This window comes from Duganella caerulea, assembly GCF_040362985.1.
GTDB classification, from domain to species: Bacteria; Pseudomonadota; Gammaproteobacteria; order Burkholderiales; family Burkholderiaceae_D; genus Rugamonas; species Rugamonas vulcania.
Genome location: NZ_BPWJ01000006.1, coordinates 337,217 through 352,781 on the forward strand (window position 1 = coordinate 337,217; position 15,565 = coordinate 352,781).

The following is a 15,565-nucleotide window of genomic DNA, read 5'->3' on the forward strand; positions in this document are numbered from 1 at the left end:
CGTGACATTTTGTGAAGATTTCACAATCAATAAGCTCTATCATTAAGGCGGGAGGGTCAACCATGACTTCAAAGATCGTGAAAGTTTCCAAATACCGAAGATCGATATTTTATTTTCTTTGGAAACTATTTTTCGTGAGTGTTGGGTCCTATCAATTATTTGTTGGCATTGAGCAAGCCCGTGCGGGTGCGGAGCCATCGACGCTCTATCATTTTGGAGCTTCCATTATGTATTTTCTTATCGCCACGGATGAAGTGATGGCGCTACGGAAGAAGCTTCACAGCCCAGTCTCCTTGAAATCGGCTTCGCCGACGCCGCGATGGTTCGCCATATCGACCGTCACTTGTTATTCTTTATATTTGGCTGCAGCGGTGTGGTACCTACTTGCTTAGCGGGTCCGCTTTTGGCATCAGCACCAGCATGGCGCGCGTTTTCTTGGCAGGGGCCGCCGCGTCGCCCGCGCTCTTCACGAAGATCTGTTCGGTTCGGGCGTCATAGGTGATTTTCGCGCCTGTCGCGACGCCGGTAACGTTGCCGTTTTCGATGATCTTGACTTCAGCATTGCCATCGACCGTGAGCAAGTCGTCCTTCTCCCGGTACGCCATTGTTTTCCCTTCGCCGTTGACCCATTTGTCATTCGAAGCATCCTGTTTCTGCTTGAACCTGGCGAGGTTGTCTTTGAGCGAGGTGACGGTGTAGAGATAGTCCCCCTCGGGCGACTGCGCCGCCGTCAGGAAATCCGACGAAATCAGCAGAGTGCCTTTCGATGCCTCGACATGGTCGCTGAACTTGCTGATGCCCTTGATGGTGTCGTAATGCATCTCGCCATCATAGGAAATGACGGTTTTCTGGAATCGGTCGGCTCGTTCCGCCGTGGCGAGAGTCGGAAGTGTCAAAGCCAGCGCTAGCAGCAGAAGTCTCATAAGTGCCCCCCCAGGAAAAAGCGCACATTAGCAGACCGCGGCGGGGGCGGGTTGGGATACATCTGGCTGACGAAGTGGCCCCGGTTTGCAATACCAAAGGTCCAGCATGGCGCCACTATTTCAGACGGCGTCGTCCGTGTTCCGCATGATTTGCGCCGCCACTTGTTCCAGCGACTCCCTCAGTTGCGCCACCAGGCGCTGGGCGGACGCGGCCTCGCTGCCCGAGTCCTCCGGCGTCAGTTGCTCCAGCTTCCAGCACAACTCGGCCATGCCGAAAGCGCCCGCGCTGCGCGCCGACGATTTGATGCGGTGGCCCAGGTCGCGCAGCGCCTGCATTTCGCCACGCGCCAGCGCCTCCTCCATGTCGTGAACGCCAGTCTGCGCGCTGTGCAGGAATTTGACGGCGAACTTGCGCACCTTCGGCATGTCGTCGTCGAACAGCGTGGCCAGCACCGAGAAGTCGATCGCGGCCGCGTCGCCGCAAGGTGCGGACTCGGCGACCACTGCCGGAAGGCGCGGCTCAGGCGGCGCCGTCAGCAGCGCGCCTTGCGGCAGCCAATTGGCGATGGTCTGGCGCATCAGGCTCGGCTGGATGGGCTTCGAGATGAAACCGTTCATGCCGGCTTCAATGCAACGCGCCCGGGTGTCGATGGTGGCGGTGGCCGTCATCGCCAATACCGGCAGCCTGGCCAGTTGCGGATCGGCGCGGATGCGGCGGGTCGCCTCCAGCCCGTCCATTTGCGGCATCTGCAAGTCCATCAGGACGCAATCGAATTGCGCTTGGCGCAGCAGTTCCAATGCCTCGACGCCGTTGCTGGCGATGCAAACGGCGGCGCCGACTTCCTCCAGCATCTCCCGCGCAATTTGCTGATTGAAGACATTGTCCTCGACCAGCAGAATGCGCGCGACCTTGAGTGCCACCGTCGCGGCCGATGTGTGGGCGCTGGCCAGCAACTCGGCGGCGGCGTCGCTGAGCTGGTTGATCAGCATGGACACGGTCTTGTCCGATACGCCAAGCCGGGCCGTGAACCAGAACGTGCTGCCGACACCTTGCTGGCTGTCGACGCCGACATCGCCGCCCATCAGCTGGGCCAGCTCCTTGCAGATCGCCAGGCCGAGGCCGGTGCCGCCATATTCCCGCGTGGTCGACGTGTCGGCTTGCTGGAACGAGACAAACAACTTGGCCATCTCCGCCTGGGACAGGCCGATGCCTTGGTCGCTCACCTCGAAACGCAGCAGGCAGCCGTGGCCGTCGCTGGCCTGCTGGCGCACCCGGATCTCAATCCGGCCGTGTTCGCTGAACTTGATGGCGTTGTTGGTGTAGTTGATGAGCACCTGCCCGAGCCGTAGCGGATCGCCCACCAGCGTCGGCGGCAGGGCGGGATCGAGATCGAACACCAGCTCCAGCTTGCGGCTGGCCGCCTTCGGCGCCACCACGGTGGTCAGCGTCTGCATCACGTGGTCGAGCGAAAAATCGATATGCTGGATTTCCAGCTTGCCGGCCTCGATCTTGGAAATGTCGAGGATATCGTCGATGATGCCCAGCACGTGCTCGCCGGCGAAGCGGATTTTTTCCAGGTAGTCGCGCTGGCGCGGGTCGAGCTCGGTCTTCAAGGCCAGGTAGGCCATGCCGATGACGCAGTTGAGCGGCGTGCGGATCTCGTGGCTCATATTGGACAGGAACTGTCCCTTGGCCTGGCTTGCCGCCTCGGCCAGCTGCTTGGCCTGCTGCAGCTCGTTGTTCTTGGCCTCCAGCTCTTCCTCGTGGCGCTTCTCGGCCGTCACATCGTGGTAGATGGTCACGAATCCGCTGACCGTGCCGTCCGCGGCAAAAATGGGGCGGCCGATGATGTTCAGCCGTACGCCGCTCGCCATGGTGCGCGTGAAATTGTGGGGTTCGAACTTCAGGCACAGCCCGACCCGGACGGCCACCAGGTCGTCGATGGCGCCAGGCCCGTAGTCGCCGCGCAAGGCAATGTAGCGGAACACTTCGGCCATGGTGACGCCGGGATGCATCACCTCATCCGGAAATCCCTGCACCTGGCAAAAGGCCGGGTTCCAGAAGCGTATCGTCAAGTCGCGGTCGACGATCGTCACGCCGACCGGCATGTATTCCAGTGCCGCCGCCAGCCTGGGGAAATTCGACCGGATGAACTCGTCATTTGGAACTGTCGATTCCATATGTTCCCGTTAGGCTGTAGTCCTGATTTCGCGACAGTCAGTTACGGCCGCGCCGGCGCTTCCATTCTTCCACCACGTCGGCCATGTTTTTCGCGCCGCCGTTGCGCATCCAGGCCATCAGGTCGCGGTCGAATTTGAAGTCCGGCCCGCACTCGCCGGAAAGAAAGCGCCGGACATTCTGCGTGTTCCGGTAGCCGGCATCAATTTCAGTCGAGGGCGATATTAGCCCGCCATGCCAATCGAATTTCATATTTTCGCGCTCCATGGGTAGCAAGACCGGAATGCTCAGAATACCATCATGCCCATGTGAAAAGTACACGCATTCTCACACCGGCTCGGCATGTTCCACCATCAGCTGCACCTTGGTGACGCCGTTGTATTCGTTGGCGTCGAGCCGGAACGCGACCTTGGCGCGTTCGCCCAGCGAGTCGACGTGGCCGAACCAGATGGCGTCGTAGCGGGCGCCGTTCTTCTCCAGCAGCAGCTTGAGGTGGCGTTCCTTCAGGATGCGCTGGCTCACCACGCGGAACTCGTCGCAGAACACCGGCGGCGCGAAGCCCTGGCCCCACACCTGGCCGGCCATCAGGTCGATGAAGGCGGTGGTGTAATAGGCGTCTTCCAGCGGGCCGTCGGTTTCGATCACGCGCTCCAGCTGCTGCTTGCTCAGCCACGCACGGCCCACTTCCTCGAAGGCCGCCGCGAAGGCGTCGAAGGCGTCGGCGCGCAGCGTCAGGCCGGCCGCCATCGCGTGGCCGCCGAATTTGTCGATCAGCGACGGCGCCTTCTTGTACACCAGGTCCAGCGCGTCGCGCAGGTGGAAGCCGGGAATCGATCGGCCGGAGCCCTTGATCCAGCCGTCGGCGCCGGGCGCGAAGGTGATGGTAGGGCGGAAGAACTTCTCCTTCAGACGCGAGGCGACGATGCCGATCACGCCCTGGTGCCACGATTCGTCGAACACGCAGATGGTGCTGCTGTTGGCCGGCTCGAACGCGTCCAGGTGTAGCAAGGCGGCGTCCTGCATCTCGGCTTCGATCTCGCGCCGTTTCAGGTTGATTTCATTGAGCTGCTGCGCCAGTTGCCATGCGCGGCCCTCGTCGTCGGTGATCAGGCATTCGATCCCCAGCGACATGTCCTCCAGCCGTCCGGCCGCGTTCAGGCGCGGGCCCAGCGCGAAACCCAGGTCGAAGGGATTGGCGTTGCGCGGCTCGCGGCCGGCCACGCGGAATAGCGCCGCCACGCCGGCGTGCATGCGGCCCGCGCGCATGCGCTTCAGGCCTTGCGCCACCAGGATGCGGTTGTTCGGATCGAGCCGCACCACGTCGGCCACGGTGCCCAGCGCGACCAGGTCAAGCAGGTTGTCCAGCTTGGGCTGGGTCTGGGCGTCGAACACGCCGCGCTTGCGCAGCTCCGCGCGCAGCGCCAGCAGCACGTAGAACACCACGCCGACGCCGGCGATATGCTTGCTCGGGAAGCCGCATTCCGGCTGGTTCGGATTGACGATCACGCGCGCGGCGGGCAGGGTGTCGGCTGGCAGGTGGTGGTCGGTGACGACCACTTCGATGCCGCGCCGGTTGGCTTCCGCCACGCCGTCGATGCTGGCGATGCCGTTGTCGACGGTGATGATGATGTCCGGCTGCTTTTCGCGCGCGGTCAGTTCGACGATCTCCGGCGTCAGGCCGTAGCCGTATTCGAAGCGGTTAGGCACGATGAAGTCGATGTTGGCACCCATGGCGCGCAGGCCGCGCAGCGCGACCGCGCAGGCGGTGGCGCCGTCGCAATCGTAGTCGGCCACGATTACCATGCGCTTGCTGGCGGCGATGGAATCGGCCAGGAACACGGCGGCGGCGTCGATGTGCAGCAGGCCCGATGGCGGGATCATGGCCGCCAGCTCGCTCGACAGCTCCTTGACGTCGGTCAGGCCGCGCGACGCGTAAAGACGCGCCAGCACGGGATGGATGCCGCCCTGGCGCAGCATTTCGGATTCGCGGAACGGGCAGGGACGGATGGCGATACGGGTCATGTCAGGCTTGCTTCAGTAAGAGGTTCAGGTTTTGCTTGCGCCAGAATTTGCGCAGCGAGAGCTTGCTGGTCTCGACGCTGGACCAGCCGTTGCGGTGGCTGAGCACCAGCTTTAAGCCGCTGATGCGGCCATCGCGCAAGGCCGCCAGCAATGGCGCCAGCCATTCCTGTTCGATGCGCTGCATGCGGGTGATCCAGTCGGACCAGTCGCCGGCTTGCGCCGACGGTATCAGCTCGGCCAGCATCACCTCGCCCGGCTGGGCGATCATCTGATCGGCCGACGGTTGGCGCAGCGCGGGCGCGGCCAGCGCCTGCATCCAGTCCGGGCCACCGCCGATCGCCAGCGCGTGCGGTGTGGCCTTTAGCGGACCGGCGCCGCCCCACAGCCAGAACGAGTTCACCGCCTGCAGGCCGCGCGCCTGGCGCGCTTCGTTGACCGGTTGCTCGTGCCACTGCATCTGGATTTCGTTTTGCAGCTTGCGGTAGGGGCGCGCGTATTCACCCTCGGGCATCCAGTCGCTCAGGTTCTGCGTGGTCGCGGCGTCGGGCGATGCGGTGTCCAGGTCCGCCCACTCGTCGGCGCGCGCAAACCACAGGCCGGGCGCTGCGTGCAGCAGCGTCTTGCCTTGCTCTTCGAAGCAGGGACGGGCCAGATCGTACAGCGCGCGCGATTCCGCCTCGCTCAGGTGCATGCCGCGCGGGTCGGATAGCAGCAGGTGGGTGCGCGACAGCTGGATGTGCGCCGGCTGCACGATGAACCAATGGCCTTGCGCGGCCTCCGCCTGCAGGCCGCAGCCGTGCATGACGGCGGTGGCCAGCGGCGCGCCGGTGTCTTGCTGATCGGGCGCGGACGCCAGTCCCAGTGCGTGCGCCAACCAGGCTTCGTGCGGCAGCAGCCGGGCTTTCGCGTCGTAAGTCCGGTATTGATAGTGTTTATTGAGAGACAACAGTGCTGCCAGGGCGGGGGTGTTCAGGGCGCGCATCAGGTCGGGCGCCATCTCCGGCGGGGGCAGCGCGTAGGGCAGGGCAAGGGTGATTTCAGTCATCCCGAGATTGTAGGGCATAGCGGGCTGCGGCGGGATGTTTACATGGCTTGCCGACGTCCCCGCCGCTGCCCGGCACGGCCTTTTTTCACCCATGACATGCTGTTTATATGGCAAACTGCGGGCTCACCAAGTTTGATTCCCTACGGAGCCCATGAGCATTATCCAGAATCTGCCCTTTGAGTGGCTGGTTGGCCTGCGTTACACGCGGGCCGGCAAGCGCAGCGGGCGCAATAGTTTTATCTCCTTTATCTCGCTCATTTCCATGGCCGGCATTGGCCTGGGCGTGGCCGCGCTGATCGTCGTGCTGTCGGTGATGAACGGCTTCCAGAAGGAAGTGACGGACCGCATGCTGTCGGTGCTGGCCCACGTCGAGATCTTCGACGCCCGTGGCTCAATGCCGGACTGGCACGCCGCCGCCGCCGAAGCGCGCAAGAATCCCGAAGTGATCGGCGCGGCGCCGTTCGCGGAGACCCAGGGCATGCTGGTGCGCGACGACGTGCTGCGTCCCGCCATCATCCGCGGCGTGCTGCCGGAGCAGGAACCCAACGTTTCCGACGTCGCCAAGCAGACCAAACGTGGCAGCTTCAACGCGCTGCAGCCGGGCAGCTACAACATCGTGCTGGGCATCGAGCTGGCGCGCGCGCTGCGCGTCAACCTCGGCGAGAAGGTCACGCTGGCGCTGGCCCAGGGCCAGCCCACGCCGGCCGGCGTGCTGCCGCGTTTGCGCTCGTTCACCGTGGTCGGCATCTTCGAGGCGGGCCACAACGAGTTCGATTCGGCGCTGGCCTTCGTCCACCTGACCGACGCCGAAAAACTGCTGCGCATGGACGCGCCGGCCGGCCTGCGCCTGCGCCTGTCGGACATGCACCGCGCGCCGCAAGTGGCGCAGGACCTGAAGAACAGCATGTCCGGTGACCTGATCATGCGCGACTGGTCCAAGCTGAACGCCAACTGGTTCGCCGCCGTGCAGACCGAGAAGCGCATGATGTTCATCATCCTGACGCTGATCATCGCGGTGGCCGCGTTCAACCTGGTGTCGACGCTGGTGATGACCGTGACCGACAAGCAGGCCGACATCGCCATCCTGCGCACGCTGGGCGCCTCGCCGCGCTCGATCATGAAGATCTTCATGATCCAGGGCGCGCTGGTGGGGATCCTCGGCACCGCGATCGGCGTGGGCCTGGGCGTGCTGGTGGCGCTCAACATCGACGTCATCGTGCCGTTTATCGAACATTTATTGGGAGTGCAGTTCTTGTCGAAGGATATCTACTACATCAGCACCGTGCCATCCGACCTGCGTTGGCCGGACGTGTCCAAGATCGGTGGGGTCGCCGTGGCGCTGGCCTTTGTGGCGACGCTGTACCCGAGCTGGTGGGCCGCCCGCGTGAAACCTGCGGAGGCGCTGCGCTATGAGTAATCTCGAACCTGTGGTCCTGTCCTGCCGCAACCTGGGCAAAACGTTCACACAAGGCGCCTACTCGGTGCAGGTGCTGAACGGTATCGACATCGACGTGCGGCGCGGCGAACGCGTGGCCATCGTCGGTGCGTCCGGCTCCGGCAAATCGACGCTGCTGCACCTGCTGGGCGGCCTCGATACGCCGACCAAGGGCAGCGTGACCTTGCTGGGCAAGGACTTCGCGAGCCTGAGCGAAACCGCGCGCGGCGACTTGCGCAACGCTTCGCTGGGCTTCGTCTACCAGTTCCATCACCTGCTACCGGAATTCAGCGCGCTCGATAACGTGGCGATGCCGCTGATGATACGCCGCGTCAAGCGCGCCGAGGCGACCAGCGTGGCGCAGCAGATCCTCTCGCGCGTCAACCTGGCCAAGCGCGTCACGCACGTGCCGGGCGAGCTGTCCGGCGGCGAGCGTCAACGCGTGGCGCTGGCCCGGGCATTGGTCACGCAGCCCGCCTGCGTGCTGGCCGATGAACCGACCGGCAATCTCGATCACGCCACCGCGCAGACCATCTTCGACCTGATGCTGGAGCTGTCCAGCACCCTGGGCACGGCCTTCATCATCGTCACCCACGATATCGAGCTGGCGCGCCGCTGCGACCGCGTGCTGCGCCTGACCGACGAAGGCCTGCAGCCATACCAGGACTGACGTCATGTGGATAGACACCCACTGCCACCTCGACGCGCACGAATTCGGCGGCGAGTCCGCCGCGCAGGCGGCGCTGGCGCGGGAGCAGGGCGTGTCGATGATCGTGATCCCGGCGGTGGCGGTGGCCAATTTCCCGCTGGTGGCGCAGCTGGCCGCCAGCGTGGACAACGGCTGCTACGCGCTGGGCATCCATCCGATCTACGTGCCGCACGCCAGTGAGGACGACCTGCGCGTGCTGCGCGAGCAGGTCGCCGCCGCGATGGGCGACAAGCGCTTCGTCGCGCTGGGCGAGATCGGCCTGGATTTTTTCATTCCGATGCTGACCGAGCCGGCGATGCGCGAGAAGCAGATTTTCTTCTTCCGCGAGCAGCTCAAGATCGCCCGCGATTTCGGGCTGCCGGTGCTGATGCACGTGCGCCGCTCGCAGGACGTGGTGCTCAAGCACGTGCGCCAGATCCGGCCGGCGGGCGGCATCGCCCACGCCTTCAATGGCAGCTTCCAGCAGGCGCAGGGCTACATCGAGCTGGGTTTCAAACTGGGCTTCGGCGGCGCCATGACCTTCACGCGCGCGCTGCAAATCCGCCGCCTGGCGGCCGAGCTGCCAATGGACGCCATCGTGCTGGAAACCGATGCCCCGGATATCGCGCCGAGCTGGGTCCATCCCGGCCGCAATAGTCCCGACCAGATTCCCCGCATCGGCGCCGTGCTGGCGGAGCTGCGCGGGATTAGCGTGGAGGAGGTCGCGTCCGCGACCACGGCAAACGCCAAACAAACACTACCCCGCATGTAAGGATGTTTATGACGATGAGATTGATCCGTTGGTTGACGGTAGTGGCGTCGTTCGCCATGTTGAGCGGGTGCGCGTACCCGAGCTTTAATTTCGACTCCTTCAATACCAGGATCCGCACCGTGACGCTGGACCAGCGTTTCCCGCTGCTCAAGGCCTATCAGTCGTGCGCCGTCGATTGCCCGAGTTGCTACCGCAAGTGTGAAGATCCCGCTCCGGTGGACTATACGTTCGCCCACTTCGATGTGGCCTCAAGCAATTGGACGCCGATCATCACTGCGGAACTCGGAGAGCCAGCCCGCAACTTTACCGGTGTCGCCAATCTGGTTCCTTCGTACAGTTTCAAGCCGGCCGCGCGGGTGCTGGATACCGTCGCTGACGATAGAGAAACGTCCGACTATAAGCAGAAGATCGTCTTTTATCAGAACAGCGGTGCCGAGGACGATCACAAGGTGATTGTTCAATTGCCGCGTGAAAGGTGCCTGGTGTTGAAAGAGGTTCCGCGTTCCAGGCGAAGGACCGAGCTGTGGCAGCCGGTCAAGTTCATCGTCGTCGTTGAATCCGAGGCCACCATCTTCGTTGAGATGAAAGCCCCAACGGCGCAATGCCCTGGCTTGCGCGTACAGGATGTGCTGGCCAATGTCGCGGGAATTCCTGCGGAGCTCACGGCGCAGGTCTACCGCGTCTACGATGTGGATCTCGCAAAAGTCACCAATAACTGGGGCTACGCCGATCTGGTCAGCGCGCCGTCCAGCGCCGCCGCGGTGGACAAGGTGACGGTCCAGCTGGACCCCATTCCCGATATTTCAGCGACATCGCCAGCGCAGGAGTTCGTGTGCCGGGTGCACACCTCGTCCACCGACTGGCATATTTTTACCGGAATGGCGGCTACGTCGAACGGCAAGGTCTCGTATTCAAGAAGTTGCAAGCCGGTAAAGCAATAAGCCAAGCAAGCTCAAGCACAAAATTTCGGGGGAAGTGTTGCGCGAACTTAAAGTTTATTCATTTATCATGTCTTTGTGACATTTTGATAGAATTGCAGATCGGGGTGTGGTGCATAATTGCCAATGTTTTTCCCTCCACTCTCACGATCCCTACGATGAAATCTCACGCTGGCATTGCCGCCGCCCTCCTGTTTGTCCCCGTCCTGTGCCTTGCCGACTCGAGCGAGGTCGCCGAGCGCCAGATCGATGTGCCCAAGTGCGCCAATCCGGCCGCCAAAGTCGTGTTCACCGAGTTCAAGTGCAAATCGGCCGATTGCTCGTCCGGCGCCGGCCAGCAGGACCCGCGCCAGTACCGCTGGTGGGAGCGCCAGGGCAATGTGGCGCAGCCGAGCTACACCGGCGTCGGCACCGGCATGACCGAAATGCTGGCCACCGCGCTCACGCAGACCGGCTGCTTCGACGTGCAGGAGCGCGCCGAAATGGAAGAGATCAACAAGGAACTGGCGCTGATCGGCAAGAAGGTCGAGGCCGAAGCGGCCGACTACATGATCACCGGTTCGATCACCTCGCTGGGCTTCGAGCAAAGCTCCACCGGCCTGGGCGGCCTGGGTTTCCTCAAAGGTCCGCTGGGCCTGCTGGCCGGCTCGGTCGACTTCAAGAAATCCAAGGTGCACATGAACATGGACATCCGCGTGGTGGACGTCAAGCGCGCCAAGATCATCGCCTCCAAAACCTTCCAGGCCAACAATGAGAAGAACGGCTTCGGCGTGTCGGCCCTGGGCTGGGGCGGCGGCGTCGGCCTTGGCGGCAATCACGCCAGCATCAGCGGCTCACCGCTGGAAGAAGTCGCGCGTGACTTGCTGGTCAAGTCGACTTCCTTCCTGACCGAAACCATCGCCGCCAAGAACATCACCGAGCGCGTGGCGGTCAAGTCCACCGATGTGTCGGTGAAATGACGCAGCGGTAACTGTGTTTTATTGACATGAATAAACGGCAATGATACCTTTCTTGCACCACTATCCGTGGTCATCGTTTGAACTTTAACTATCTGAAGAGGTTCTACAAATGAAAAAGCAAAATGAGGCAAAGCTGTTTGCATTCAAACTGGCAGAGAAAAAAGCCGGCGCCGTGAAAGCCGCGCCGCAGTGGAAAGCACGCGAAGGCGTGGCACTGGCTGGCTGCTCGGGTCCTGACGCCCGCGGCCCGCGCAACCGGATCGCCGACGCCGGCATCTGGTGCTAAGCTTCTGACCGTCCCGCGCCCCGGACGCTTGCCGTCCAGCGGCGCGGCATCGCTCTTGCCGGAGGCCGCATGCCGCATGCACTGAACGAACATCTCCCGGAAAAAATCAAGCAACTCGAAGCACAGCGCGGCAGCCGCGTGCTGGTGATGGCGGCGTCCCAACTGGACATGGAAATGCTGCCGGAGCTGTACCGTCAGCTGCGCGCCATTGGCCGCGCCGAGCGGCTGGACGTCGTGCTGCAATGCCGGGGCGGCGTCGTCAACGCCGCGCGCCGCATCGCGCTGCTGCTGCGCGAGTACACGCAGCGATTGACTTTCATCGTGCCGTTCCACTGCCAATCGTCGGCCACGCTGTTGACGCTCGCGGGCGACGAAATCATCGCCGGCGAATTGGCCATCTTCTCGCCCATCGATCCGCACCTGCAGGGCGATGCCGATGGCGGCGAATCCACCGCGGTATCTTCCCAGGACATCCAGCGCTTCGGCGAGATGTGCGCCGCCTGGTTCGGCGCGGACGAGGGGCAGGCGCGCGCGGAAGCCTTGTCGCTGTTGAGCGCAAGCGTGTTCCCGCCGACGCTGACCGCGTTCTACCGCACCACGCTGGAGCTGCGCCAGATTGGCGAGGAACTGCTGCGCCATCAGCTGCCGCAGCGCGATGCCGAGGCGCGCGCCCGCATCGTCGAGCACCTGATGTCCGGCTACCATTCGCATCACTATGCGATCACCGGTGAAGAGCTGGCGGCCTTGGGGCTGCGGGTGAGGAGCGAGCCGGCGATAGACGACCTGGCGTGGGACATCTCGCGGATGCTGCAAGCCCATATTGGTGGCGGCGCCCGGGCCTCGCTCGAGGCGCCGGTGCAGGATGCCTTGCTGGCCACGCGCGACGGCGTGGCGGTGCGCTATCGGCGGCCGGATGGATTGCTGCCGCGCTGGTCCTGCTCCGTCTGAACGGATGAGCAATCCGCACCTGCAACGGCTCGCGCTGCTGCGCACATTCGCGCCGCGCCTGGCCCTGGGCCTGTTGTTCATGGCCTTGACGGTGCTGGTGGAGTTGAGTTATCCGAAGGCGCTTTCATACTTCATCGACCATATCGGCATGAAGGGCGACAACAGCTGGTTCGCTCCCTTCGCCGCGATCGTGACGGCGGTGCTGGCGCTGCAGGCCGTGGCGACCACGATGCGCTACTACCTGTTCGAATCGACCGGACATATGATCGTCGCGCGCATCCGCCGCCTGCTGTATGGCGCGCTGATACGGCAGCCGGTGGGTTTCTACGACAAGCACAACGTCGGCGAACTGACCAGCCGCCTGTCGGCCGACGTCGAAATCCTGCATGACACGCTGACCATGGGCCTGGCCATCTCACTGCGCTCGCTGTGCGTGTTGGCTGGTTGCGTCGTCATGCTGCTGTTGATCTCGCCGGTGCTTAGCCTCATCCTGCTGGTCTACGTTCCGCTGACGTTGTACATGGGCGACTGGCTGGGCAAGCAAGTGCTCCGGCGCTCGCGCGACATCCAGCAGCGGCAAGCGGAATGTGGCGGCGTGGCGCACGAATACTTCACCAACATCCGGCTGGTGCATGCCTTCAACCAGCAACGCGCCGCCGGCGCCAAATATGCCGACGCCACCTCGCATGCGCTGACGGCGGCCATCGCCAACGCGCGCTTGCTGGCGGCGTTCCGGGGCGTGTCGTCATTCGTCATGTACCTGCTGCTGCTGCTGACCTTGTGGCTGGGGTCGAGGCTGATCGGGCAGGGCAGCTTGTCGGTGGGGGAGCTGACCAGCTTTGTGATCTACGCCGGCATGGTCACCAGTTCATCCGGCGCGGTCAGCGACTTCTGGAGCGACTGGATGCGTACCATCGGCGCCACGGAACGGGTGTTTGAAATCATCGAGAGCGAAGCGCAGCCCGTCGCGGCACCGGTAGGCGCGGTGACGCTGCGCGGCGCCCTGGCATTCCGCGACGTCAGCTTTGTCTATCCAGAGCGGCCGGAAAAGGTGGCACTTGATGGCGTGAGCTTCGCGATCGCGGCTGGCGAAAACGTGGCGCTAGTGGGCGCGTCGGGCGCGGGCAAGTCCACCATCGCCAGCCTGATACTGGGCTTCTATCGTCCGCACCAGGGCTGCATCGCCTTCGACGGCGTGCCGTCGGAACAGCTGGACGTGGCTGGCGTGCGCGCGCACATCGCCATCGTCGAACAGGAACCGTCGCTGTTCTCGGGCAGCATCTTCGAGAACATCGCCTTCGCCGTGCCGGACCGGCAGGTGACGCGCGATGAAGTGGCCGATGCCGCCCGGCTGGCCAACGCGCATGATTTTATCGCCGGCTTCCCGCACGGTTACGATACCGTGGTGGGGGAGCGCGGCGTGCAGCTGTCCGGAGGGCAGAAGCAGCGTATCGCCATCGCCCGCGCCTTGCTGCGCGACCCGAAGATCCTGATTCTCGACGAAGCCACCAGCGCGCTCGATTCGGCCAGCGAGCTGCAAGTGCAGCAGGCGCTGGACAAGTTGATGGAAGGGCGCACCACCATCGTCATCGCGCATCGCTATTCCACCATCGTCAAGGCCGATCGCGCACTGGTGATGGAGCGCGGCGCCGTTGTGCAGCAGGGTGCGCACGCGGAGCTGATCCAGCAACGCGACGGCTTGTACTTCCATCTGATGCAGAACCAGCTGACCGCCTACCGCACTGCCTGATCTGTATCAACATACGACACGGTTGTCTGTGCCTCGTTGTCGCATCTGCGTAGTATCGGACTGTTGCGATACTTGACAGATACCGAGCTTAATGAGGTGAGCTACTTTATCTCGACTTTGTGAATCGCTCCACGTGGTGCGAGCTGCAATGGAGTCACAACCGTCAGAAGCAGTTCATCGGTTTGAAGAAAGGGGAAGGAGGGACTGTGGAGTTGATTACTGTTGATGAAGGCATTAAGCAGGCCGGTGCTGAGATGTTGAAGATCGCTGCGAACCCCGAGGCAAGAAGAAGTACAGGTTAGTTCTCGAAGCGCCAGCGCTGTCTGCTGAAGAGGTGCATGGAACTTCGCGAGGTTCCGCAAACAAGGCTAACTAGCGCCTTGAGGGCGCCAGGGTGGGCGATGAAGAAACATACTAGCCATGTGCCAGTCGATGCTCTGGCCGCCCCCTGTGGCGCCGACAAAATTCAATCTCGCAATAATTTGATGAATCCGTAGTTTCGCGATTGCGACTATATATCAACCTATGCCAAGTGTGATCTGCTGCGCATCTACATCCAATATGGGCTGAGAACGATAAGACTGTCGCTTTGCCTCATAACTCTCTTTTTCTGCTTTTGCTAGTAACTGAATACTTCCAATATCCAGTTGTTTGAGGCGATCCTCTAGTCGTTCGATAACCTCAATTGTTCGGGCAACCTCTTCGCGAGTTGGCTCTCTTTTCCCGTGAGCCGCCAAGTTACGGACGCGTCTGATTTCATCAATTGATTTTCGTAAATCGTCATCAATCGTTATGCCTATACGGTCAAGTCTCCCTTTTGCCAGCTCCATAAAAAATGGACCTCGGTGTCCAAAATCCATGCCTACTAATGTTAAGAAGTCGTCAGTTTTTCTCTCAAAATAGGTCCATGCTGATAATAAGGCGCCCAATGGATGAAGTTTCGCAAGTTCTTGTAGTTTTTCCAATTCTTGATCATTCGAAGGTTCGCTAAGACGGAACGCGGCGAGAGCCTGTTCGTCGGTAAATTGTGCAATTACTTCTTCATAATCCAGCCCATAGTGTCTCTTAAGAACCTCCTTAAAAAATTGCTGAGCTATCGACATGTAGAAAATGCTAGTCAACTGATTTGGAGACCCGAATCGATGCTGTAAGGCATTCCGTTCGTCTATCAAAAGTTCAATTTTGTTGAGGAAAGGAAGCTTGATTCCTTTTGCCTCTAACGCCGAAAGGCAGCCCTGGATAGTAATTGTTTCTTTGGGACTCTTGTAAATTGATTCTCCTGCATCCAAGACTAAATCTTTAAGTACTAGTTCAACAGTATTTGCTAAATGCAAAATTACAAGCTTCCTGTCAAGTTCATTTTTTCCATTGTAGTGTGATAATGAATGCCCCAATAATTCCATAGCACTCTGAAAAAGCGGAGATTCGATTGCCATAACATCCTCGGTGAGTTTTAATTATTTTTGGGCAGGGAGCCTTAGGAAATTTGACAAGGCTTTATATCTGCAACGAATCCAGCTTGCAGCCCCGCATCTAATGCCACTTGAACCCGTTTTTTTGATTGACGACCACGGCCGGTCTGTTCTTTCGAGGCATCGCTAGGATTTCGGCACTGCACAA

Annotated in this window: 15 protein-coding genes; 9 read left to right on the plus strand and 6 right to left on the minus strand. The window is 61.7% G+C overall.

The annotated features are described in order from the left end of the window. The first annotated feature begins 62 nt into the window (after window positions 1-62). The gene (locus tag ACUJB0_RS20225; RefSeq protein WP_444846787.1) at window positions 63-392 is read left to right on the plus strand and encodes a hypothetical protein; all 330 of its coding nucleotides are present in this window, start codon (window positions 63-65) and stop codon (window positions 390-392) included. Here ACUJB0_RS20225 and ACUJB0_RS20230 read toward each other — a convergent pair. From ACUJB0_RS20230 to ACUJB0_RS20250, 5 genes are all read right to left on the minus strand, one after another. Further along, window positions 381-923 carry an LptA/OstA family protein gene (locus tag ACUJB0_RS20230; RefSeq protein ID WP_444846788.1) on the minus strand — a complete coding sequence of 181 codons (543 nt, stop codon included), beginning with the start codon at window positions 921-923 and terminating at the stop codon, window positions 381-383. The genes ACUJB0_RS20225 and ACUJB0_RS20230 overlap by 12 nt on opposite strands. 120 nt (window positions 924-1,043) lie before the next feature. Further along, window positions 1,044-3,104, minus strand: a complete 2,061-nt coding sequence (locus tag ACUJB0_RS20235; RefSeq protein ID WP_444846789.1) for a response regulator — start codon at window positions 3,102-3,104, stop codon at window positions 1,044-1,046. Between the two features lie 37 nt (window positions 3,105-3,141). Continuing rightward, window positions 3,142-3,354, minus strand: a complete 213-nt coding sequence (locus tag ACUJB0_RS20240; RefSeq protein ID WP_444846790.1) for a DUF6434 domain-containing protein — start codon at window positions 3,352-3,354, stop codon at window positions 3,142-3,144. Between the two features lie 75 nt (window positions 3,355-3,429). After that, the gene (recJ, locus tag ACUJB0_RS20245) at window positions 3,430-5,124 is read right to left on the minus strand and encodes a single-stranded-DNA-specific exonuclease RecJ (protein ID WP_444846791.1); all 1,695 of its coding nucleotides are present in this window, start codon (window positions 5,122-5,124) and stop codon (window positions 3,430-3,432) included. A 1-nt stretch (window position 5,125) separates the two neighbouring features. Next, complete coding sequence (locus ACUJB0_RS20250) at window positions 5,126-6,169, minus strand: hypothetical protein (RefSeq protein WP_444846792.1); 1,044 nt, start codon at window positions 6,167-6,169, stop codon at window positions 5,126-5,128. A 151-nt stretch (window positions 6,170-6,320) separates the two neighbouring features. On the opposite strand from ACUJB0_RS20250, the gene ACUJB0_RS20255 reads away from it, so the two are divergent. The 8 genes from ACUJB0_RS20255 (at window position 6,321) to ACUJB0_RS20290 (ending at window position 13,945) form a co-directional block, all read left to right on the plus strand. After that, complete coding sequence (locus tag ACUJB0_RS20255) at window positions 6,321-7,586, plus strand: lipoprotein-releasing ABC transporter permease subunit (protein WP_444846793.1); 1,266 nt, start codon at window positions 6,321-6,323, stop codon at window positions 7,584-7,586. Further along, window positions 7,579-8,274: a lipoprotein-releasing ABC transporter ATP-binding protein LolD gene (lolD, locus tag ACUJB0_RS20260; RefSeq protein ID WP_444846794.1), complete on the plus strand. Its 696-nt coding sequence runs from the start codon at window positions 7,579-7,581 to the stop codon at window positions 8,272-8,274. The genes ACUJB0_RS20255 and lolD overlap by 8 nt, the downstream gene beginning before the upstream one ends. Window positions 8,275-8,278: 4 nt before the next feature. Further along, complete coding sequence (locus tag ACUJB0_RS20265) at window positions 8,279-9,064, plus strand: TatD family hydrolase (protein WP_444846795.1); 786 nt, start codon at window positions 8,279-8,281, stop codon at window positions 9,062-9,064. Window positions 9,065-9,072: 8 nt separating this feature from the next. Then, window positions 9,073-10,005, plus strand: a complete 933-nt coding sequence (locus ACUJB0_RS20270; protein WP_444846796.1) for a hypothetical protein — start codon at window positions 9,073-9,075, stop codon at window positions 10,003-10,005. Between the two features lie 155 nt (window positions 10,006-10,160). Continuing rightward, window positions 10,161-10,961 (plus strand): CsgG/HfaB family protein, encoded by an 801-nt coding sequence (locus ACUJB0_RS20275; protein WP_161083763.1) that lies wholly within the window; start codon window positions 10,161-10,163, stop codon window positions 10,959-10,961. 109 nt (window positions 10,962-11,070) lie between these two features. After that, entirely contained in the window at window positions 11,071-11,247 is a 177-nt protein-coding gene (locus tag ACUJB0_RS20280; protein ID WP_444846797.1) for a hypothetical protein, read from the plus strand. A gap of 69 nt (window positions 11,248-11,316) precedes the next feature. Next, the gene (locus ACUJB0_RS20285; RefSeq protein WP_444846798.1) at window positions 11,317-12,195 is read left to right on the plus strand and encodes an SDH family Clp fold serine proteinase; all 879 of its coding nucleotides are present in this window, start codon (window positions 11,317-11,319) and stop codon (window positions 12,193-12,195) included. Between the two features lie 4 nt (window positions 12,196-12,199). Further along, window positions 12,200-13,945, plus strand: coding sequence for an ABC transporter ATP-binding protein (locus ACUJB0_RS20290; RefSeq protein ID WP_444846799.1), 1,746 nt, complete (start codon window positions 12,200-12,202; stop codon window positions 13,943-13,945). 518 nt (window positions 13,946-14,463) lie between these two features. Here the strand turns inward: ACUJB0_RS20290 and ACUJB0_RS20295 are convergent. Further along, window positions 14,464-15,381: a DUF4145 domain-containing protein gene (locus ACUJB0_RS20295; RefSeq protein ID WP_444846800.1), complete on the minus strand. Its 918-nt coding sequence runs from the start codon at window positions 15,379-15,381 to the stop codon at window positions 14,464-14,466. Window positions 15,382-15,565: the final 184 nt, after the last annotated feature.